The organism is Streptomyces malaysiensis subsp. samsunensis (assembly GCF_024519315.1).
Classification (GTDB): domain Bacteria; phylum Actinomycetota; class Actinomycetes; order Streptomycetales; family Streptomycetaceae; genus Streptomyces; species Streptomyces malaysiensis.
This window is the reverse complement of sequence record NZ_JANIIC010000074.1, coordinates 26,217-44,540: the sequence shown is the minus strand read 5'-3', so window position 1 is coordinate 44,540 and position 18,324 is coordinate 26,217. Positions and strand designations below refer to the sequence as shown.

General features: G+C 67.7%; 20 protein-coding genes and 2 pseudogenes. 18 read left to right on the top strand and 4 right to left on the bottom strand.

What is annotated here, in order from left to right:
- From NQU54_RS41295 to NQU54_RS50355, 10 genes are all read left to right on the top strand, one after another.
- Positions 1-202, top strand: a 202-nt coding sequence (locus tag NQU54_RS41295; protein WP_441005762.1) for a hypothetical protein, incomplete at its 5' end; no start/stop codon positions are given.
- Entirely contained in the window at positions 199-1,017 is an 819-nt protein-coding gene (locus tag NQU54_RS41290; protein WP_257635475.1) for an enoyl-CoA hydratase/isomerase family protein, read from the top strand. The genes NQU54_RS41295 and NQU54_RS41290, both read left to right, overlap by 4 nt.
- 12 nt (positions 1,018-1,029) lie before the next feature.
- A complete protein-coding gene (locus NQU54_RS41285; protein ID WP_257635474.1) occupies positions 1,030-1,809 on the top strand; it encodes an enoyl-CoA hydratase/isomerase family protein in 780 nt (259 codons plus the stop codon).
- Positions 1,802-2,302: a flavin reductase family protein gene (locus NQU54_RS41280; protein ID WP_257635473.1), complete on the top strand. Its 501-nt coding sequence runs from the start codon at positions 1,802-1,804 to the stop codon at positions 2,300-2,302. The genes NQU54_RS41285 and NQU54_RS41280 overlap by 8 nt, the downstream gene beginning before the upstream one ends.
- 46 nt (positions 2,303-2,348) lie before the next feature.
- Positions 2,349-4,175, top strand: coding sequence for an AMP-dependent synthetase/ligase (locus tag NQU54_RS41275; RefSeq protein WP_257635472.1), 1,827 nt, complete (start codon positions 2,349-2,351; stop codon positions 4,173-4,175).
- A 427-nt stretch (positions 4,176-4,602) separates the two neighbouring features.
- Positions 4,603-5,601, top strand: coding sequence for a LysR family transcriptional regulator (locus NQU54_RS41270; RefSeq protein WP_257635471.1), 999 nt, complete (start codon positions 4,603-4,605; stop codon positions 5,599-5,601).
- Between the two features lie 52 nt (positions 5,602-5,653).
- Positions 5,654-6,316 (top strand): adenylate kinase, encoded by a 663-nt coding sequence (locus NQU54_RS41265; RefSeq protein ID WP_257635470.1) that lies wholly within the window; start codon positions 5,654-5,656, stop codon positions 6,314-6,316.
- 566 nt (positions 6,317-6,882) lie between these two features.
- Entirely contained in the window at positions 6,883-8,160 is a 1,278-nt protein-coding gene (locus NQU54_RS41260) for an IS701 family transposase (RefSeq protein ID WP_257635469.1), read from the top strand.
- A gap of 203 nt (positions 8,161-8,363) precedes the next feature.
- A complete protein-coding gene (locus tag NQU54_RS41255; RefSeq protein WP_257635468.1) occupies positions 8,364-8,810 on the top strand; it encodes a helix-turn-helix domain-containing protein in 447 nt (148 codons plus the stop codon).
- A gap of 50 nt (positions 8,811-8,860) precedes the next feature.
- Positions 8,861-9,286, top strand: a complete 426-nt coding sequence (locus tag NQU54_RS50355; RefSeq protein WP_372506332.1) for a transposase — start codon at positions 8,861-8,863, stop codon at positions 9,284-9,286.
- Between the two features lie 79 nt (positions 9,287-9,365).
- On the opposite strand, the pseudogene NQU54_RS41250 reads toward NQU54_RS50355, so the two are convergent.
- Both NQU54_RS41250 and NQU54_RS41245 read right to left on the bottom strand, forming a co-directional pair.
- Positions 9,366-10,241 (bottom strand): annotated as a pseudogene (locus NQU54_RS41250) (MFS transporter); the annotation flags it as partial.
- A pseudogene (locus tag NQU54_RS41245) lies at positions 10,238-11,652 on the bottom strand (NAD(P)-binding domain-containing protein). The pseudogenes NQU54_RS41245 and NQU54_RS41250, both read right to left, overlap by 4 nt.
- 107 nt (positions 11,653-11,759) lie before the next feature.
- Here NQU54_RS41245 and NQU54_RS49555 point away from each other — a divergent pair.
- From NQU54_RS49555 to NQU54_RS41225, 5 genes are all read left to right on the top strand, one after another.
- Complete coding sequence (locus tag NQU54_RS49555) at positions 11,760-12,086, top strand: NAD(P)-binding protein (RefSeq protein WP_306279601.1); 327 nt, start codon at positions 11,760-11,762, stop codon at positions 12,084-12,086.
- On the top strand, positions 11,983-12,810 hold the full coding sequence (locus NQU54_RS41240) for a flavin-containing monooxygenase (protein ID WP_308408536.1): 828 nt from the start codon (positions 11,983-11,985) through the stop codon (positions 12,808-12,810). The genes NQU54_RS49555 and NQU54_RS41240 overlap by 104 nt, the downstream gene beginning before the upstream one ends.
- 55 nt (positions 12,811-12,865) lie before the next feature.
- Positions 12,866-13,237: an ArsR/SmtB family transcription factor gene (locus NQU54_RS41235; RefSeq protein WP_257635466.1), complete on the top strand. Its 372-nt coding sequence runs from the start codon at positions 12,866-12,868 to the stop codon at positions 13,235-13,237.
- A 26-nt stretch (positions 13,238-13,263) separates the two neighbouring features.
- Positions 13,264-13,773, top strand: coding sequence for a GNAT family N-acetyltransferase (locus NQU54_RS41230; protein WP_257635465.1), 510 nt, complete (start codon positions 13,264-13,266; stop codon positions 13,771-13,773).
- 81 nt (positions 13,774-13,854) lie between these two features.
- Positions 13,855-14,679 (top strand): TIGR02391 family protein, encoded by an 825-nt coding sequence (locus tag NQU54_RS41225; RefSeq protein WP_257635464.1) that lies wholly within the window; start codon positions 13,855-13,857, stop codon positions 14,677-14,679.
- Here NQU54_RS41225 and arsB read toward each other — a convergent pair whose 3' ends face one another.
- Both arsB and NQU54_RS41215 read right to left on the bottom strand, forming a co-directional pair.
- Positions 14,680-15,786, bottom strand: a complete 1,107-nt coding sequence (arsB, locus tag NQU54_RS41220) for an ACR3 family arsenite efflux transporter (protein WP_306279608.1) — start codon at positions 15,784-15,786, stop codon at positions 14,680-14,682.
- Complete coding sequence (locus NQU54_RS41215; protein ID WP_257635463.1) at positions 15,777-16,091, bottom strand: ArsR/SmtB family transcription factor; 315 nt, start codon at positions 16,089-16,091, stop codon at positions 15,777-15,779. The genes arsB and NQU54_RS41215 overlap by 10 nt, the downstream gene beginning before the upstream one ends.
- A 107-nt stretch (positions 16,092-16,198) precedes the next feature.
- Here NQU54_RS41215 and NQU54_RS41210 point away from each other — a divergent pair, with 107 nt between their 5' ends.
- Genes NQU54_RS41210 through trxB form a run of 3 tightly spaced genes read left to right on the top strand, consistent with a single transcriptional unit; the run spans position 16,199 to position 18,298 of the window.
- Positions 16,199-16,831 (top strand): arsenate reductase ArsC, encoded by a 633-nt coding sequence (locus NQU54_RS41210; RefSeq protein WP_257635462.1) that lies wholly within the window; start codon positions 16,199-16,201, stop codon positions 16,829-16,831.
- A gap of 52 nt (positions 16,832-16,883) precedes the next feature.
- Entirely contained in the window at positions 16,884-17,303 is a 420-nt protein-coding gene (locus tag NQU54_RS41205) for an arsenate reductase ArsC (RefSeq protein WP_257635461.1), read from the top strand.
- Positions 17,300-18,298: a thioredoxin-disulfide reductase gene (gene trxB, locus NQU54_RS41200; RefSeq protein WP_257635476.1), complete on the top strand. Its 999-nt coding sequence runs from the start codon at positions 17,300-17,302 to the stop codon at positions 18,296-18,298. Before NQU54_RS41205 ends, trxB begins: the two co-directional genes overlap by 4 nt.
- The last annotated feature ends 26 nt before the right edge of the window (positions 18,299-18,324 follow it).

Below are 18,324 nucleotides of genomic sequence, written 5' to 3'. Positions count from 1 at the left end.
GCGAGTCGACAGCCTCCCCCACGACCAGCTCATGCGCTCCATCGAACTCTTCGGCAAGTACGTCATCCCCCGCTTCAAGAACCCCCGCAACGTGGTCCGCTCAGCCGACGACGTCCTCGCCGACATCCGCGCCGCACGCCCCGCCCACGAAGAAGCACTCCGCCAATACCACGCCAACCACACCAAGGAGACCGCACGATGAGTGACCTCTACAAGCACGGCACTGGCGACGTCCTCGTCGAACGCCGCGACGACGGTGTCCTCCTCATCACGATCAATCGGCCCGAGCGGTACAACTCGCTCACCATGCCCATGTTCGAGGAGATGAACCAGATCTGGGCCGACGTCGAGCGCGACGATCAGACCCGGGTCGTGGTTGTCACCGGAGCCGGCAAGGCCTTCTGTACCGGGATGGACGTGGCGCAGCCCGATCCCACGCCCGAGCAGACGCTCGCGATGCTGGAGACGGAGCGTAAGCGGGTTGCCACCGTCCTGCGCATCGAGAAGCCGATCATCTCCGCGATCAACGGTCCCGCAGTTGGCTACGGCCTGTCGACAGCGCTCCTTGCCGACATCAGCATCGCCGCGGACGACGCGGTGCTGATTGAGGGCCACACCAAGGTCGGCGTGACGGCCGGCGACCACGCTGCACTCATCTGGCCACTGCTCGTCGGCATGGCCAAGACCAAGTACTACGTGCTTACCTCCGAGAAGCTGACCGGTGCCGAAGCTGAGCGGATCGGGCTTGTGAGTCTGTCCGTTCCCCGTGAGCAGGTACTGCCCCGTGCTCTCGAGGTCGCATCCCAGCTGGCGCGTGGTTCCCAGCAGGCTCTCCGTTTCACCAAGCGCGCACTCAACACCTGGCTCACCAACGCGGTGCCCCAGCACGAACTGTCCTCGGCGCTCGAGATCATCGACTTCGCCAGCGCCGACTACGCCGAAGCGCGCCAGGCATTCCGGGAAAAGCGCCCTGTGGACTTCCCCTCCGCTCGCATCGCTAGCGCCCCGGCGAACTAACCGGAGACGAGCATGACCGCAGGTTCGAACAACATAGCGCTCAGCGCTGTCCACGCGTCCGACGAAGCGGACGGCGTGGTTGTCATCACTCTGAACCACCCGCCCGCAAACGCGCTCAGCGACTCGCTCGTCAGCGACCTGACGGCGAAGCTGGAGACCCTCGCCAAGGGTCCTGATGCCCCCGCGCTGGTTCTGACGGGCGCCGGCGAGCGCTTCTTCTGCGCGGGTGGCGACATGAAGGAAGCCGTCGACTTCAACGCCGATGCGATGGCCGGGCGGATGAAGTCGTTCCACGCGCTGCTCTGCGCACTGGAAAACTATCCCCGGCCGCTGGTGTGTGCGGTTAACGGCTGGTGCGTGGGTGGCGGTATCGAAATGGCGCTGTTCGCTGACGTGGTGTACTCGTCGACTACAGCGCGTTTCGTCTTCCCCGAGATCAAGCACGGAATGCTGCCGGCCGTAAAGGGAATCGCTCAAGTGCGCGGGGTCCTGGGCGACCGCGCAGCCCGGCGACTCTTGCTGGGCGGAGAGCCCATCGACGCGTTCGATGCGAAGGCGATAGGCATCGTCGACCAGGTGGTCAACCAGGACGACCTGCTCTCGACTGCGCTGGCGGATGCGCGCAAGGCAGCAGCGAAGCCGTCGGCCGTGTTCGCAGCGCTCAAGCGGGCTCTTCGCTCAGGGACTGCCGGTTGGCCAGACGAAGAACAGCTCCGCGTCACGGTGGCCGACGCGCGCACGGTCTTCCTTGACCCTGCCGCCCGAGCTGCCCGCGAGGGGTACAATGGTTGATCAATTTCAAGGACTGGACCCGGCTGCCTTTCGTTCGGCATTGGCCCAGTTCCCTTCAGGCGTGACGATCGTAACGACGCGAAGCGATGAAGGAACACTGCACGGGTTCACTGCGAGTTCCTTCGCTTCCTTGTCTCTCGATCCGCCGCTCGTTTTGGTGTGCCTGGACCGGAGGGCGGACTGCTTTCCTGTTTTCATGGCGGCCAAGCACTTCGTCGTGAACATCGTGACGGACGCACACGCGGAATTGGCGATAAAATTCGCGACAAAGGGTGAGAATAAATTCGCTTACGGCAGCTTCGAATTCGATGAGGCAGGTCATCCGCTGCTGTCCGATGCAGCGGCGGTCATCCGGTGCGAACTGGAGCAGGCCGTGCCCGGCGGAGATCACGTGATCCTCATCGGTCGGGTGCACGACGCGCGGACAGGTAGCAGCAAGCCGGTGACCTGGTACAGAGGCGGCTTCCTCCCTCTTGGGGAGAGTGCAGCATGAATCTCATCGGGCCCGGGCTTGTCAGCTCTGTAAGAGAGGCCGTCTCATGGATCTGACCAGTTTCCAACCGACCCGGACGCTACCGGGGCTGCTGCTCGATCGCGCGAGCCGAGAACCTGACACCGTTGCGCTGCGCTACTGGCGTGATGGTGCTGCACAGGCGGTCACGTGGCGGTCGTACGCGGACCAGGTGCGCGATCTGGCACTCGGTCTCTCCGCGCAAGGTGTGAAGCACGGTGATCGCGTCGCGGTGTTGAGCAGCGCCCGCCCAGAGTGGGTGTTCGCCGCTCTGGCCGTGCAGAGTGTCGGTGGCGTCGTGATCGGCGTGTATCCGACCAACCCGCCCGCCGAGATCGAGCAACTCCTCGTGCACAGCGAGGCGGTCGCCTTCGTCGGCGAGACGACGACAGACCTCACCAAAGTAGCGGGGATCGCCGCGCGCACACGGAGGCTGCGGCTCGTGGTCGGAATCGACGACGCCCCGCCGGCGCTGCCCCAGACGATCAAGGGGACAAGGTGGGAGACGCTGCGGGAAGAAGGAGCACGGTACGCCGACGGCCCGGATCGCCTGTCCAAACTGGTTTCTGCGGGCTCTCTCGACGATGCCGCCGTGCTCTTCTATACGTCGGGGTCCACGGGAGCACCGAAAGGCGTCACACACTCGCACCGCACGCTTCAGCACTCGATTCAGACCGTCATCGGACTCTACCCACAGCTGATCAGCCGCGATCACGATGTGGTGGGCTTCCTGCCACTGGCCCACGTGGCGCCAGCGGTGGTTTCGGTTTTCACGCCGCTGCTCTCACGGCTGGTGGTCACCTACTGCAGCATCCCTGAGTATGAGGATGTCCTGCGCGCGGTACGGCCGACAGTGGTGCTCTGGCCGCCGCGCTTCTACGAGAAGATTGCCGGCGAACTGATCGCACGGCCGGAAACCTGGCCGCGACTCCGCCGATACGCCTATGACGCCGCGATGTGGGTGGGCCGCAGGGTGGCCGAGCTCCGCTGGTCTCGTCGCCGGCCCTCGCTATTGCTGCGGATCGCGTACGCTGCCGCCCTTCGCGGAGTGTTCCTGCCGCTACGGGCAGCCGTCGGAATGGATCGTGTCCGGATCGCCTACACCGCATCTGCCGCGATGCCCGAGAGCGTCCTCGCGATTTGGCAGATCTGGGGGCTCGACCTTCGCGAGTGTTACGGCCTCACCGAGACCGCCGGCACTCCCATCGCACACTTCAGTCAGCAGTTCCCTCGGCCTGGCTTCATCGGCAAGGAGTTTTCGGACCCGCGCTTCCAGGTGAAGGTCGCGGACGATGGTGAAATGCTGCTCCGCGCGCCGCTGCTCTTCGACGGATACTGGCGCAACCCTGCGGAGACCGAGGCTGTTTTCCAGGATGACTGGTTCTGCACCGGTGACCTGATGGAGCGCACCCCCCAGGGCGACATCCGGCTCATCGGCCGCAAGAAGGATGTGATCATCACTCGCGGCGGCAAGACGATCAATCCTCAGCCCATTGAAACCCGGCTGAGGGAAAGCTCGCTGATCAACGAAGCCATCGTCGTCGGTGACGCCCGCAAGTACCTCACCGTTCTGTTCGAGCCGAGCTCGACTGTGGACGCGCAGTCGGCAGAGGCGCTGGCCGAGCGCCTGCGAGCGGAGGTGGATCGGGTCAACGCAGACCTCGCCCGCGTAGAGCAGTTGAAGGACTTTCGCATCCTGCCGCGGCCCCTGCAGGTCGAGCACGGAGAGCGGACTGCGAACGGCAAGATGAAGCGCAATGCCGTCGTGCGCTCGTTCGCAGCGCTGATCGACGAGATGTACGGCGCGAACGATGACGCGGCGATCGCGAACCACGTGCGCTCTAAGCCGAACTAGATGGCTGGTTCCACGAAGATCGCGTGAAGTGAAGTCGGCCCGCAGGCGTGGGAGGAGGGCGTTCAAGATCTATGTACGAGCAAAGGATTGGACACCCTTCTGATGGCACGCTCCGTGTTGAACGACGACCAGGCGGTCGTTCCCCACGCCTGACGGTGCCGTCATCTGTGGCTGATGACGCTGGCGGTGGCCCAGGTGCTGCTGCACCTTCGGCGAGCTGCACTGGATCCAGCGAAAGTTCTCCATCGCCGAACGATGAGCCACATTCCCCAACCCGCCGGCTCAGGCCCGCCGCCGCGAGGGGCTGTCTCTGTACTGCGGAGAGCCCAAGCCGAGGAGTACGCAGAAGGTCGATTCCGGGTCCAGATCGCAGGTTCAGTCGTGATTGCCCATCCACGCGTGGGTGAAGCACTAGCTAGGTGGTGCCATGCCGATTCCTGACTTGACGCTCCAGCAGCTTCGCGCAGTCCGGACCCTCGCCGCATCCGGCAGCTTCACGAAAGCAGCCGCGGCGGAGCACATCTCTCAGTCGGTCCTCAGCAGAAGAATCAAGGAAGTCGAACGTCTCCTGAGGGTGCGGCTATTCGACCGCACCACCCGGCAGATCGACACCACGGCAGCGGGGCAGGCCTTCCTGCTCATGACGGGTGCCGTCCTCGACGACATGGATCTGCGGCTGAGCCGCTTCATGTCCTACGTGGCAGCGCAGTCCGGAACCATCGCCGTAGCCGCACTGCCGTCACTCGCGGCGGCTGTGCTGCCGGAGATGATCCGCGGCTTCATGCTGGATCACCCCGAGGTGGAGTTCGAGATCGTAGACGGAGCCGCGGATGACGTTGTCGAACGCCTCGCTGGTGGAACTGTCGAACTCGGGCTGACCGCCCATGGTGACCTGCAGGACAGCTTCTGCTTCGAGCCCCTGCTGCAGGAGCAGTTCTACGGCGTCGCGCACCGCAGCCACCCTTGGTCGACGCAGGAGTCCATCTCATGGTCGGACTTCAAGGGCGAGACCGTACTCGCAACGCGACCCGGATCCAGCATCCGAGCAATCACCGACGCTGCGTTCAGCGAGTACTCAATCTCAGTGAGCGAGCGCTTCAATGCATGCAGCGCAGCGACGATCCGTGGCCTGCTACGGGCTGGGGTGGGCGTGGCGGCTCTGCCGGCTCTGGAAGTGCAGGGCTTCGGTCTGGATGATCTCGTCGCAGTACCCGTGGATTCACCGGATGCAACCAGAGTCATCGGCGTGGCGTACCACTGTTCTCAGGACCTCTCTCCTGTCGCGGCTCGCTTCTTGGATTTCATGCACGCGACCGAGATTGACTCTCCGCGAGGAGTCTCCCGCGTTCAGGTCGATGACACCAGCGAAGACACACTCAGCAGTTCAGGGTGCCGTTCGAAACATGAGGTCTGTCTCGAGCCGTGAAGCAGATCGAGAGCCAGCTCCAGCAGCGCAATTACGAAGGGTTCCTCCGCTGATGCGTATCGTCCTCGTCGGGCCGCCGGGTGCCGGCAAGGGAACGCAGGCCGCGTTCCTCGCCAAGAACCTGTCGATCCCGCACATCTCCACGGGCGACCTGTTCCGCACCAACATCAGCCAGCAGACGGAGCTCGGGAAGCTCGCGAAGTCCTACATGGACGCGGGCAACCTGGTGCCGGACGAGGTCACCATCGGGATGGCCAAGGACCGCATGGAGAAGCCGGACGCCGAGAACGGCTTCCTGCTGGACGGTTTTCCGCGCAACGTGTCCCAGGCTGAGGCTCTGGACGAGATGCTCCAGTCCGAGAGCATGAAGCTGGACGCGGTACTGGACCTCGAAGTCCCCGAGGAAGAGGTCGTCAAGCGGATCGCCGGGCGGCGGATCTGCCGCAAGGACTCCAGCCACGTCTTCCACGTGACATACAGCAAGCCGAAGGCGGAGGGCGTCTGCGACGTCTGCGGCGGCGAGCTGTACCAGCGTGACGACGACTCGGAGGAGACGGTCCGCAAGCGCCTCGAGGTCTACCACACGCAGACCGAGCCGATCATCGACTACTACAAGGCCCACGGCCTGGTCGTCACGGTCTCGGCGGTCGGCACGGTGGAGGACGTCACGACGTGCGTCATGGAGGCGCTGAAGCCTGACGAAGACGGCAAGTAGGCGTTCATCCGCACGCTATGCCGCAACTCTCTCCCCGGAAGGGGCTTCTGCTCGTGTGTGCAATGAGCGCGCCGACGCCGGTCACGTCCTCCACAACGCTGGCGTCGTCTCACAGGAGGCCCATGAATTACTTACGCTCATCCGGCCAGTGCCATCGAAGAACACACGGCGTGGTCTTCGAACCAGCCGCGAGGACGCGCTCGGCCCTTGAACCGCGATCAGGTCAGACGCCTCAACACGAGACGCTACGTCAACGGACGGCATTTCTGTACTTCTTGTCGGCCCCACACTGGAGGCGCGGGCCGCCTGCGTCCGCCAGCCACTTAGCACTCGCCGTTCGGCATGCTCACCCATAGATCGTGAGCGGTCACGGTGGCGGTCTGCCGTTAGGGGCGGCGACAAGACCGTCAATGAGCAGGTCCAGCGCGTGACCGAAGCCCTCGGCTGGGTCACTGGGGCACGTTCGTCGTCGCCGACGGCACCCGCGCGATGCCCCTCCCCTGTGGAGAGCTAGTAGGACTCCGTTAGGTCTGTGTGTCGCCTGTGTTCAGGGGCATGAGGGGTGTGTGGATGCACATGAAGTGAATCGTGTTCGGGCGTCGTTGGCGTTATTCGTGGCGGATGTGTTCGCCTCGGTACCGCGGAAGGACCAGCGGGCCAAGGGTGACTGCTATCTGCGGGGGCTGATGATGGACGGTCGCCGCAAGTCGGTCCAGGCCATGGCCGCTCGGCTGCCGGACGGCAACGAGCAGAACCTGCAGCAGTTCGTGAACCAGTCCACCTGGGATCCGGTGCCGGTGCGTCGGCGGATCGCGCAGCGGATGGTGCCGCGGATCGGGCCGGATGCCTGGGCGGTCGATGACGTGTCGTTCCCCAAGGACGGCAGGATGTCGGTCGGCGTCGCCCACCAGTACTGCGGCGCTTTGGGCAAGCAGGCCAACTGCCAGGTCGCCGTCAGCGTGCACGCGGTCTCCGATACGGCCTCGTGCCCGCTGAACTGGCGGCTGTTCCTGCCCCGGGAGTGGGCGGATGACACCGTCCGGCGCCGGCGGACCGGCGTGCCCGAGGACATCGGGCACCGCCAGAAGTGGCGCCTGGCACTGGACGCCCTGGACGAACTGGCCGGATGGGGACTGGTGCCGCCGGTCGTGGTGGCGGATGCCGGCTACGGACAGAACGCCGACTTCCGCGCCGGTCTGGCCGAGCGGGGACACGCGTACGTGGTCGGCATCCGCGGCGATATCACCGTCCAGCCGCACGACGCGCACCCCACGGCCCCCGCCTGGTGCGGCACCGGCCGCAGGCCCCAGCCCCGCTACCGGCAGCCACCGGTGACGGTGGCGGAACTGGCAGCGGCCGCCGGACGGGACGCCTTCAGCGAGGTGACCTGGCGGGAAGGGTCCCGGGGCCCGATGACCTCCCGCTTCCTCACGATGCGGGTCCGGCCGGCCGGGGTGCGCTCACGTCGGCTGGCCCAGGCAGCCGCAGTGGCCCGGCACGGCCGGTGGGACGGTGTCCTGCCCGAAGTGCGGCTGCTGGCCGAATGGCCCGACGGCGAGGACAAACCGACCCGCTTCTGGCTGTCCGACCTGCCCGACGACACCCCGGTCCCCGAGCTGGTCCGCCTGGCGAAGATCCGCTGGCGCATCGAGCACGACTACCGCGAACTCAAACACGGCCTGGGCCTGGACCACTTCGAAGGCCGCTCCTGGACCGGCTGGCACCACCACGCCACCCTGGTCACCGCCGCCCACGCCTTCCTCACCGAACAGCGACTGGCCCCAAAAGCCGACACACCGGCCTCACCCTCTACCAGACCCTCGACGCCCTCCAGGACCTGCTGAACTGCTGGACCGGCATCTGCACCACCTGCCACCAACCCCTGCCCGGCAGGGCCACACCAAGATCAAGACAGACCTAACGGAGTCCTACTAGTAGATTGTCGCTGCTTAGTTGTGGCATGCCTGGTTGGGAGGTTAGTGTCTGGCAGATTCCTTCCCCTCTGCCAGACGGGACTGTTGTCATGGGTTCGCAGAAGAAGTGGCCGGTGAGGTTGACCGCGCAGGATCGCGAGGAGTTGGTGCGGGTGACCACGACGGGTGTTCGCCCAGCATCGATGATCATGCGAGCCCGGGTGCTGCTTGCGCTGGACACCTCGGTGGGGGAGGTGGATTCCAAGGAGGTGATCGCGGCCCGGCTCGGTGTCTCCGGCGAGACGTTGCGGCTGGTCGCCAAGCGTTTTGCCGAGACCGGCGGCGATGCCCGCGCCACGATCACGCGGAAGAAGCGCGACCTCCCGCCGGTGCCCTCACCGGTGACCGGTGAGGTCGAAGCCCTGCTGATCGCGATGGCGTGCTCACAGCCACCCCAGGGCTATGCACGGTGGTCGCTGCGGCTGCTGGAGAAGCACGTCGCGCTGGTCGAGGACCTCCCCGATCTGGACCACTCCACCATCGGGCGGGTCCTAAAAAAACGGAACTGCGTCCTCACCTGAAGAAGTGCTGGACCATCCCACCACGGGCGAACGCGCAGTTCGCGGCCGGAATGGAAGACGTGCTGGCCGTCTATGCCCGGCCCTATGACCCGGCACGTCCGGTGGTGTGCATGGACGAGAAGCCCTACCAGCTCCTCGGCGACGCCCGCGCCACGCTCCCGGCACGCCCCGGTCGCGACGCCTGCCAGGACAGCGAGTACATCCGCCGCGGCACCTGCTCCATCTTCGTGTGGGCTGAGCCCTTACGCGAGTGGCGTCGGGTTCAGGCGCTGTCCCGGCGGACCCGGACCGACTGGGCCGGCCAGGTAAAACAGCTGCTGAGCGTCGACTATCCCGACGCCGACGCCGTGGTACTGATGATGGACAACCTCAACACCCACACCATCGCCGCCCTTCGGTCATTGATAGCCAGGATTGGGCAGGCCTACGAGCCATCCTCGACACTGTCATCCACGCCTTCGAATAGACGCCGCTGAGATTCAGCCTCCCCAGTACACCGAGGTGCGGCATCCGCTGACAAGCGGCTGGCCCGCTGAGGTTCCCCCGCTGCGCGGGTGTGCGCGTGGTGGCACCGGTGTGCCGGGCGAGGGCGGCATACAGGGTCCGGCCGAGTGTCTGTCCGGCTCCGCCCAGGCCGAGGGCCCAGGCGGCTTGGGTGGTGGTGTAGCCGCGTTCGAGCAGGAGCGGGACCAGGCGATGATCTGGGAGCCCATGGCGAGGGCGGAGAGGGTCAGGACAGTGCAGCATCCAGAAAGGCCGACTGCGGACCACCGCCTCAGGACTGCTGTGCACATGGGCGGGGATTGGCGGCGGCGTGGGCCAGGGCGCCTTCAGGGCGAGGGCATGTGCCGGGATGGTGACCAGGGCCAGGACAGCGGCCAGGACCAGGTAGGTCGCGCGCCACGACAGCCGGTCGGCGAGTGCTGCGGTGATGATGGCGAAGACGGTGGAGGCCAGGCCGCCGGCCAGGGTGACCACCGTCAGGGCACGGACATGGTTGGGGGCCCACCAGCGGGTGAGGGCGGCGAAGGCCGACTGGTAGAACGTGGAGGCCATCGCGAGCCCGGCCAGCAGCCAGCCGACGGTGAAGACGGCCAGGTTGGGCGCAGCGGCTACGACGGCCAGGCTGATGGTGCCGATGACCGAGCCGTGGGTCATGACGGTGCGCGGGCCGTGTTGGTCGAGGATGCGGCCGACGCGGATGCCGACGACGGCGGAGATGAGCAGGGCGGCGGAGAAAGCGCCTATGGTCGCGCCCGGAGGCCAGCCGGTGGCGGCGGTGATCTGCGGATTCAGGACCGGGAAGGCGTAGTAGACGATGCCCCAGCTGGTGATCTGCGTGGCGCACAGGGCGGGCAGGGCGGTGCGGGGCCGCGACCGGTCCCCGGTTCCAGTCACGGCCCCGCCTACGCGGGTGCTCAGCTCGGTCACGCGCCGCAGCAGCCCTGCACCGGCGCCTCCTCGGCCGTGGCCGCGGCCCGGGCCGGTGCGGCGAGCTGCACGAGCTGGGACTCGGGAGCGGCACAGCAGCCACCACCGGCCTGCTGGGCCTCGGTGGCGTCGAACAGTCCGGCACCGCCGCACACCCCGGTCTCCGGCAGCGTGAGTTCGACGCGGTCGGCCGCTTCCCCGTCACCGGCGAGGGCCGCGACGACGGAGCGGACCTGCTCGTAGCCGGTCATCGCCAGGAACGTGGGGGCGCGGCCGTAGGACTTCATGCCGACCAGGTGGATCCCCTGCTCGGGGTGGGCCAGTTCGCGGTGGCCGTGGGGATAGACGGTGCCGCAGGAGTGGACGTTGGGGTCGATCAGCGGCGCCAGCTCGACGGGGGCCTGGGGGCGCTCGTCCAGGTTCAGGCGCACCTCGGACAGGAAGGACAGCTCCGGGCGGAAACCGGTCAGGACGATCACCTCGTCCACGACATCGAGGCGGCGGCCGTCCTCCCCCACCAGCACCAGACGCCCGTCACTGTCGCGTTCGACCGCCTCGGTGCGAAAGCCGGTGACCGCGTCGGTGTGCCCGTCGCCGACGGCGGCCTTCGCCGCCAGGCCCAGGGCGCCGCGGGCGGGCAGCTGATCGGCTTCCCCGCCACCGAAGGTGGCCCCGGAGATGCCGCGCCGCAGGATCCACACTGCCTTCGTCCCGGCGCCGTCGTCGGCCTTGGCGAGCTCAGCCAGGGAGGCGAGCGCGGTGAACGCGGAGGCACCGGACCCGATCACGGCGGTACGCCGCCCCGCGTACCGGGCGCGGACAGTTGGGTCCTTCAGATCGGGGACGCGGTAGGTGATGCGGCCGGTCGCCGCCTTCTCGCCGAGCGCGGGCAGGCCGCTGGCGCCCGCCGGGGAGGGGGTGGTCCAGGTGCCGGAGGCGTCGATGACCGCGCGGGCGAAGATGCGCTCCTCGCGACCGTCGGCGTAGGCGACGTGTACGACGAAGGGCTGGGCCTCGCGGTCGGCGTCGACGATCCGGTCGCGGCCGGACCGGGAGACACCGGTGACCGTGGCACCGAAGCGGACCTTGTCGCCGAGAACGTCGGCGAGCGGCTCCAGGTACTGCTCAGCCCAGTCGCCACCGGAGGGGTAGGCCGCCGGATCGGGGCGCATCCAGCCGGTGGGAGCCAGGAGCTTCTCGGCGGCCGGGTCGACCACTTCACCCCAGGGCGAGAACAGCCGTCATGTGCCCATTCGCGCACCGCCGCTCCTGCGGCCTGCCCGGCCTCCAGGACCAGCGGCGTGATGCCGCGGCCGGTCAGGTGGGCGGCGGCGGCCAGACCAACGGGTCCGGCTCCGATCACGACAACGGGCAGCTCGGCGGTGGCCTCGGTGATGGCGGGCGCGTTCACGGTGACTCCTTGCGTGTTTCGACATCTGCCGATGTGTTGCGCGACCAGCATGGCCCCTGATTCGATGAACATCAACATAGACGTTTATCAAATCAAGGAGGTTGTTGATGTTGATGGAGCGCGTTGACGTCGCAGTGATCGGCGGCGGGCAGTCCGGGCTGGCCACAGCGCATGCCCTGCGGCAGCGCGGGATCAGGCCGGTGGTGCTAGGCATCCGACCGGGCGGCCGGGTCGTGGCCGCGGTACTACGACAGCCTCACCCTGTTCTCCCCAGCCCGGTACAGCTCCCTTCCCGGCCTTCCCTTCGGCGGCGACCCGCAGCGGGACGAGGTGGTCGACTACCTCCTGCGCTACGCCGACCGACCGGACGCGGAGGTCCGCACCGGTCACCGCGTGGACGAAGTCCGCGGCGACGGGGACGGGGAGGGGTTTGAGATGACCCTGGCGGACGGATCGCAGCTGGCTGCCCGTGCGGTGGTGGCAGCAACCGGGGGCTTCGCCAGCCCGAACCGGCCCGCCCTGCCTGGTCTGGACTCGTTCACCGGCACGCTCCTGCGCGTCGCGCAATACCATGATCCGAAGCCCTTTACCGGTCGGCGGGTTGTGGTGGTGGGCGCCGGCAACTCCGCCGTGCAGGTCGCAGCCGAACTTGCCGGCCACGCCCGGGTCAGTCTCGCCTCCCGCGCTCCCGTCAAGTGGTTCGAGCAGCGCCCTCCGGGAGGGAGGGACCTGCACTTCTGGCTCAATACCGGCCTGGACATCGCACCGCTGGGGCGCTTCCAGCATGCTCCGGCCACCATGGCGGTCATCGACGACGGCCGCTACCGGGCGGCTGTGGCCGCAGGTGCCCCAGACCGGTGCCCGATGTTCACCACCGTCGAGGGCTCCAAGGTCATCTGGCCGGACGGCCTGTCCGAAAAGATCGACACCATTGTGCTGGCCACGGGCTACCGGCCCGACCTCGGCTACCTCGCCCCCCTGAGGGCTCTGGGCTCACAGGGACGCCCGCGCCATCGCAACGGGCTCGCCCACGCACATCCCGGCCTGGCGTTTGTGGGGCTGGAATGGCAGCGCAGCCTGTCTTCGGCTTCTCTGCGCGGGGTCGGCCGCGACGCGGACCGTGTCGCCCGGCGCCTGGCCGCCCTGGGCCGGCCCTGACCTCGTGGCCATCGGCCACGGGCTCGCTTGGTTCGATGTATGTCAACATAGACGCATGTCGAATACCCAGGTGCAGGTGCTGCCGCTGCTGGAGGACGAGCCGGTGGCGCCGTGCTGCCCGCCGCTGACCGAGCGCCCTTTCACCGCCGAGGAGGCCGAGACGGCCGCACGGATGTTCAAGGCGCTCGGCGACCCGGTCCGGGTGCGGCTGTTCTCCGCGATCGCCTCGCATGAGCGTGGAGAGGCGTGCGTGTGCGACATCTCCGACGTCGGCGTCTCCCAGCCCACGGTCTCCCACCACCTGAAGAAGCTGAAGGAGGCCGGGCTGCTGACCTCCGAGCGGCGCGGCACGTGGGTGTACTACCGGGTGGAGCCGTCCGTGCTCGCGGCCATGGGCAAGCTGATCGCGCTGCCTGCCGCTGCCTGACGGAAACCCGAATCACAGGGGGGGCGATGACGGGCAGGGCTTCGAGCATGCTGATCGTGCCGCTGGCGGCGGAGCACGCCGAGCAGGTGCTGGCGATCTACCAGGCAGGCATCGACGAAGGCAACGCCACCTTCGAGACCACCGCCCCGAGTTGGGAGGCGTTCGACGCCGCCAAACTGCCCGAGCATCGGTTCGCCGCCCTGGACGAAAACGGGACGGTGCTCGGCTGGGTCGCAGTTACCCAGGTCTCCAGCCGCTGTGCATACGCCGGTGTGGTCGAGCACTCGGTGTACGTCCGCCCCGCCGCCCGCGGCCGGGGCGTCGCCTCGGCGCTGCTCAAGGCGCTCATCGATTCCACCGAGGCGGCCGGGATCTGGACCATCCAGTCCGGCATCTTCCCCGAGAACACCGCCAGCCTCGCCGTGCACCAGCGGGCCAGGTTCCGGGTCATCGGGACCCGGGAGCGCGTCGGCCGGCACTACTGCACGTGGCGCGACGTGCTGCTCATCGAGCGGCGCAGCCCGGCCATCGGCTGATGCCGATCCGTGCATTCGGTGACAAGGGGATGCGCGGCTGTGGGGCGATGTGGTGTCGGTGGCTGGGTGGATGATGCCCGGATGAGCATCGACATCGCCTGGGCTCGCGAGCAGTTCGCGCGTTTCCTGCAACTGACGGAGCTGTATAGGCCGCCCGATCCTCCCGGGACCACCATCTTGAGCAGCGGCCGTGCGAATCGCGGTCCGCAGGACGAGATCATCGCCAGTGCGCAGGTCGTAGAGCAGATTCTGGACCGCGTGCTGCCGCGATGGCGGACCGAAGTCCCCAGCGAGCGCAACAAGCGTGTCAACCGCTGGTGCCAGCATCGCGAGGCGGTTCAGCGGGCCGATGTCGTCCTTGTACGTGATGCGGAGATCAAAGAACACCTCGGTGATGATGCCCCGCAGATCAGCGCCGCCACAATGCATCCGTGGGTGTGGGACGGAGCCCGGTCGCTGTGGCAGAGTGGCCACTTCCGCGAGGCGGTCACCGCGGCCGCCAAGAAGGTCAACGCCGAGACCCAGAACAAGGTCGGACGCCGCGATGTGAGTGAGACCAACCTCTTCAAGAGCGTGTTCTCCCAGGATCCGCCCAAGCCTGGCCAGCCCCGACTGCGGCTCATGGCCAATGACGGCAGCGATACCTTCCGCAGCCTTCACCGCGGCGCCATGTCCTTCGCCGAGGGGTGTTACGCGGGCATCCGCAATCCCAGCAGCCACGAGGACGGCCTTGCCCGAGCTGCCGGAACACCAGGCGCTGGAGCGGTTGGCGGCCTTCAGCGTCCTGGCCCGCTGGGTGGCCTCGGCCACGGTGGAGATGTGAGCCAGGGCATCGCACGAGAACAGCGGCAGGCGCGTTGCCGCCCGAGGCGGCAACGCGCCTGCTGTGTCCTGGTGCGCCTGTGATCAGGGGGTGGCAGGCGCGCTGAACTTCCGTCGCCAGGCAAGGGATACGTACACCAGCGCCACCAGCACCGGGACCTCGATGAGGGGGCCGACGACTCCGGACAGGGCCTGGCCGGAGGTGACGCCGAAGGTGGCGATGGCGACCGCGATGGCCAGTTCGAAGTTGTTGCCCGCGGCGGTGAAGGCGAGGGTGGCGGTGCGGTCGTAGGCCAGGCCGATGGCTTTGCCGAGGGCGAAGGTGCCGAACCACATCAGGGCGAAGTACACCAGCAGCGGGAGGGCGATCCGGGCGACGTCCAGCGGTTGGGAGGTGATCGTCTTCCCTTGCAGGGCGAAGAGGATCACGATGGTGAACAGCAGCCCGTAGAGGGCGAACGGGCCGATCTTCGGCAGGAAGCCGGCCTCGTACCGCTCACGGCCGAGTCTGGTCTCGCCGATGCGGCGGGTGAGGAACCCGGCCAGCAGCGGGATGCCGAGGAAGATGACGACGTTCAGCGCGATCTTCCACATCGAGATGTCCAGGTGCTCGCCGTCGCCCAGGCCGAGCCAGCCGGGCAGCAGGTCCAGGTAGAACCAGCCCAGCAGGCCGAACGCGAGGACCTGGAAGACCGAGTTCAGGGCGACCAGGACGGCGGCGGCTTCGCGGTCGCCGCAGGCCAGGTCGTTCCAGATGATGACCATGGCGATGCAGCGGGCCAGCCCCACGATGATCAGCCCGGTGCGGTACTCGGGCAGGTCCGCGAGAAAGATCCATGCGAGGGCGAACATCACGGCCGGGCCGAGGATCCAGTTGATGACCAGCGAGGAGGCCATCAGCCTGCGGTCGCCGGTGACGGCGTCGAGCTTGTCGTAGCGGACCTTGGCCAGTACTGGGTACATCATGATCAGCAGGCCGAGGGCGATCGGCAGGGAGATGCCGCCGATCTCGACCTTGGACAGGGCGTCGTTCAGGCCGGGGATCGCCCGGCCCAGGCCCAGACCGAGGGCCATGGCGGCCAGGATCCATACGGCCAGGAAGCGGTCGAGGGTGGAGAGTTTGCCGACGACACCGGCGGCGGTGCCCTCCGCGGGGCGGCTGGTGGTCTCTTCGGCGGTGCTCACGGGCAGGCCCTCTTGATGTCGGCGGCGGCGGTGGTCCGGGCGGTCTCGGCCAGTTCGGTGAACTGCCCGGCCAGGGTGGCGATGACGTCGGGCCGCAGGCGGTAGTAGGTGAACCGGCCGCACGGCTCGGTCTCCACCACCCCGGCCTCGCGCAGCACCCGCAGATGGTTGGACAGGTTGGTCTGCTTGGCGCCGATCTCCTCCACCAGGTGGGTGGTGCACAGCGTCTCGCGGGCGAGCAGATTCACGATCTTCATCCTGATCGGGTCGGCCAGCACCCGGATCAGATCAGTGTCGACTGACGTCAGCATGGGCTGATACTGTCACATCATTCGAAGCTGATGCCAGCCCGGCCCCTGGCCGCCACCCGGGACGGCCGGCGTCCACCCGCAGCTCCGAAAGCCCGTGGAGGGTTCTCATGACCGCATCCCCATCCCCTGCCCTGCCCGACCAGCGCCTGGCGACCGGCGCGGTCCGCCTGGCCGCCCGGCACGCCGGTCACTTCTCGCCGGAGACGGTGCAGCGCCTGCTCGCCGACTCCTACCTGCGGCTGGCCGAGACCGCGCACGTCAACACGCACCTGGTGGTGCTCGCCGAGCGCCTGGCCACCGAGCGCCTGAACGCGCTCGCCCACACCCAGGCGGCGGGCACCGGGATACCGCGCGTACTGTTCGTGTGCAGCCACAACGCGGGCCGCTCCCAGATGGCCGCTGCCCTGCTGGGGCTCCGTGCGGGCGGGCGCGTCGTCGTGTCCTCCGCGGGCACCGATCCGGCCGCCGAGGTCGAGCCGGAAGTCGCCCAGGTACTGACCGAGGCAGGCGTCGCACTCCAGGACGTCTACCCCAAGCCGCTGACCGACGAGGTCATCCAGGCCGCCGACATCGTGGTCACCTTGGGCTGCGGCGACGCCTGCCCGGTCGTGCCCGGCCGCCGCTACCTGGACTGGCCCGTCGCCGACCCGGACGGCGTTTCGGTCACCGCTGTCCGGGCCATCCGCGACGAGATCGACGCCCACATCACCGAGCTGCTCGCCACTCTCCCGGGCACCTGAGCCTTCCTGTGTCCGTATCACCCGCTTGAACCGATCCGCGAAGGATGAACCGATGTCCTCCACCCCTGCCGCGTCCGTGCTGTTCGTCTGCGTCCACAACGCCGGACGCTCGCAGATGGCCGCCGGCTTCCTCACCCACCTCGCGGGCGACCGCGTCGAGGTCCGCTCCGCCGGTTCGATCCCGGCCGAGCAGGTCAACCCGGCCGCCGTCGAGGCCATGAAGGAAGCCGGCATCGACATCTCCGAACAGCGGCCGAAGATCCTGACCACCGAGGCCGTCCAGGCATCCGACTACGTCATCACCATGGGCTGCGGTGATGCCTGCCCGATCTTCCCCGGCAAGAAGTATCTCGACTGGGCCCTGGAAGACCCCGCGGGCAAGGGCGTGGAATCCGTCCGCCCCATCCGCGACGAGATCAGGACCCGCATCGAGGCGCTGATCGCCGAGATCGACACCAAGCCGGAGGTCTGAACGCCGTCCCCGAGAGCACCGACGCACGCGAGGTCATCGTCATCGGCTCCGGACCCGCCGGATACACCGCCGCCCTCTACACCGCCCGCGCCAGCCTCAAACCACTCGTCTTCGAAGGAGCGGTCACCGCAGGCGGCGCCCTGATGACCACCACCGAGGTCGAGAACTTCCCCGGCTTCGCCAACGGCATCCAGGGCCCCGACCTCATGGACGCCATGCGCGCCCAGGCCGAACGCTTCGGCGCCGAGCTGATCGCCGACGACATCGTCTCCGTCGACCTGACCGGCCCCATCAAGACCGTCACCGACACCACCGCCACCGTCCACCGCGCCAGGGCCGTGATCGTCGCGACCGGATCCGGCTACCGCAAACTCGGCCTCCCGGACGAGGAAGAACTCTCCGGCCGCGGCGTCCCCTGGTGCGCCACCTGCGACGGCTTCTTCTTCCGCGACCACGACATCATCGTGGTCGGCGGCGGCGACACCGCCCTGGAAGAAGCCACCTTCCTCACCCGCTTCGCCCGCTCCGTCACCGTCGTCCACCGCCGCTCCACCCTGCGTGCCTCCAAGGCCGTGCAGGACCGCGCCTTCGCCGACGACGAGATCTCCTTCGCCTTCGACAGCGAAATCGCCCAGATCAAACAAGCAGACGGCAAGCTCGCCGGTGTCGTCCTGCGCGACACCTTCACCGGCGCCACCCGCGAACTGGCCGCCACCGGACTGGTCATCGCCATCGGCCACGACCCGCGCACCGAACTGTTCAAGGGACAGCTGGAACTGGACGCCCAGGGCTACCTCAAAGTCGACGCACCCTCCACCCGCACCAACCTCCCCGGCGTCTTCACCGCCGGCGACGTCGTCGACCACACCTACCGCCAGGCCATCACCGCCGCCGGCACCGGCTGCGCCGCAGCACTGGACGCCGAACGCTACCTCGCCGCCCTGAACCACCAAGACACAACCTCCGCGCAACCGCAGGCGGTCCCCGTCGCCTGAACACCAAGCAAGCAAACGGATCCCGG

Coding starts and splice junctions, on each gene's coding strand:
- NQU54_RS41290 (WP_257635475.1), top strand. CDS start 199: ATGAGTGACCTCTACAAGCACGGCACTGGCGACGTCCTCGTCGAACGC.
- NQU54_RS41265 (WP_257635470.1), top strand. CDS start 5,654: ATGCGTATCGTCCTCGTCGGGCCGCCGGGTGCCGGCAAGGGAACGCAG.
- NQU54_RS50355 (WP_372506332.1), top strand. CDS start 8,861: ATGGAAGACGTGCTGGCCGTCTATGCCCGGCCCTATGACCCGGCACGT.
- NQU54_RS41270 (WP_257635471.1), top strand. CDS start 4,603: ATGCCGATTCCTGACTTGACGCTCCAGCAGCTTCGCGCAGTCCGGACC.
- NQU54_RS41285 (WP_257635474.1), top strand. CDS start 1,030: ATGACCGCAGGTTCGAACAACATAGCGCTCAGCGCTGTCCACGCGTCC.
- NQU54_RS41210 (WP_257635462.1), top strand. CDS start 16,199: ATGACCGCATCCCCATCCCCTGCCCTGCCCGACCAGCGCCTGGCGACC.
- NQU54_RS41235 (WP_257635466.1), top strand. CDS start 12,866: ATGTCGAATACCCAGGTGCAGGTGCTGCCGCTGCTGGAGGACGAGCCG.
- NQU54_RS41225 (WP_257635464.1), top strand. CDS start 13,855: ATGAGCATCGACATCGCCTGGGCTCGCGAGCAGTTCGCGCGTTTCCTG.
- NQU54_RS41275 (WP_257635472.1), top strand. CDS start 2,349: ATGGATCTGACCAGTTTCCAACCGACCCGGACGCTACCGGGGCTGCTG.
- NQU54_RS49555 (WP_306279601.1), top strand. CDS start 11,760: ATGTTGATGGAGCGCGTTGACGTCGCAGTGATCGGCGGCGGGCAGTCC.
- NQU54_RS41280 (WP_257635473.1), top strand. CDS start 1,802: ATGGTTGATCAATTTCAAGGACTGGACCCGGCTGCCTTTCGTTCGGCA.
- NQU54_RS41230 (WP_257635465.1), top strand. CDS start 13,264: ATGACGGGCAGGGCTTCGAGCATGCTGATCGTGCCGCTGGCGGCGGAG.
- NQU54_RS41205 (WP_257635461.1), top strand. CDS start 16,884: ATGTCCTCCACCCCTGCCGCGTCCGTGCTGTTCGTCTGCGTCCACAAC.
- NQU54_RS41215 (WP_257635463.1), bottom strand. CDS start 16,091: ATGCTGACGTCAGTCGACACTGATCTGATCCGGGTGCTGGCCGACCCG.